At 29.4% G+C, this 1,309-nt stretch carries 1 protein-coding gene; it reads right to left on the bottom strand.

Features of this window, described 5'->3' with window-relative positions; all coding sequences use genetic code 11:
• Window positions 1-586: 586 nt before the first annotated feature.
• Window positions 587-1,207, bottom strand: a complete 621-nt coding sequence (locus A3EM_RS45315; RefSeq protein WP_425402082.1) for a T9SS type A sorting domain-containing protein — start codon at window positions 1,205-1,207, stop codon at window positions 587-589.
• Window positions 1,208-1,309 lie beyond the last annotated feature (102 nt).

Raw genomic sequence — 1,309 nt, 5'->3', positions numbered from 1 at the left:
TGATTGGCTACATCCTGACCAAATACATTGGTAGTAAGCAATAATATTGTGAGTAAACTAAAACAATAATACCTTGCAAATACCTTCAATAAACTTAAGTGTTTTGAAAACAAATAGAAGTTGTAAGTTAGGTTCATGAAAATTGGAGTTATGTAATTTGAATTTTACTTCTATGAAATAGTTTGTAGCCAACTCAATTACATATAGTATTTTCAAATAGCTTAAAATTTATGGTTTGCCTAGAAAAAATTTAGCAAACTATTTATTAATACTTTTGTAATAGGCGCAAAATTTCATATAACTTATAGCGATTTATCAATTTCCGTGCTGTACTTGTTAATAATCTTAAATGAGGGGTATCAAAATGATTAAAATATTACGCATGTAACATTTTTATTTTTAGGAGGATAAAATGGACTTTGAAAGAGAAATGATTAGCAGAATTATCGATATAAATAGGATATCAATGTGAACTTTTGCTGTATATCTAAACTCGGAAGACGGGTTATCTTATCTTTCTTAAAAAAATTACTTACTTCAAGAAGTTATTTCTTTCTCAAAGAGTATATTCAAAATTGGTATGTAGTTATTTTTTAGTGATCTTTTTTGAAATAATAATGTTTTCGTAACTAATTTTCAGAAAATATACTCCTTGTCCTAATAAAGATAAATCTAGGCCTTTCTTTATCAATGCGTTTTGTTTATCAACAATTAATTCCTTTATAATTTTACCCTGTGTATTTATAACAGAAAGGTATATTTTTCCATAAAAATTATTATTTAATTCAAAGGAAAGGTTATCTGTAAAAGGATTAGGATAGGTTATGAATAAAGCTTCACTTTCATCCTCTGGTATGCTTGTAGGTAACAAATTTTCTCCTTTTCCAGAAAGGGTAATAGTTTTTGTATAAGGATTGGCATCCGAGAAAACAATCAAATTTCTAAAATAAAACAATTCATCCTGAGGTTTAAAGAAAATCTTTACTGTTTTAGATTGACCTGCCTCAATTGTTCCTGCATTCCAGTTCGTATAAAAAGGAATAGGGACGTTCATCGAATCTATTGATATAGGTTGGGTACTTAAATTTGCAAGGGTAAACTCCATTATCGATGAATCTCCCTGAAAAACCGATCCAAATTCTAGTTGATCTGTACTATACCTTATTCTTCTGCTATCAATACTTCCTTTGTTTTTAGCAAAGCCCACGTCATGTTTGCTAAAATCACTGGCAGCTNCACCGGTATTAGAAGAGGCTGCTTTTAAATAGTAATAATAATTTTGTCCGGGTGAAACAGGACTGTCCTGAAA

The sequence above is a fragment of the Flexithrix dorotheae DSM 6795 genome, from assembly GCF_000379765.1.
Lineage (GTDB): Bacteria > Bacteroidota > Bacteroidia > Cytophagales > Flammeovirgaceae > Flexithrix > Flexithrix dorotheae.
Note: the sequence above shows the minus strand (reverse complement) of the source record. Positions and strands in the feature narration are given on the sequence as shown.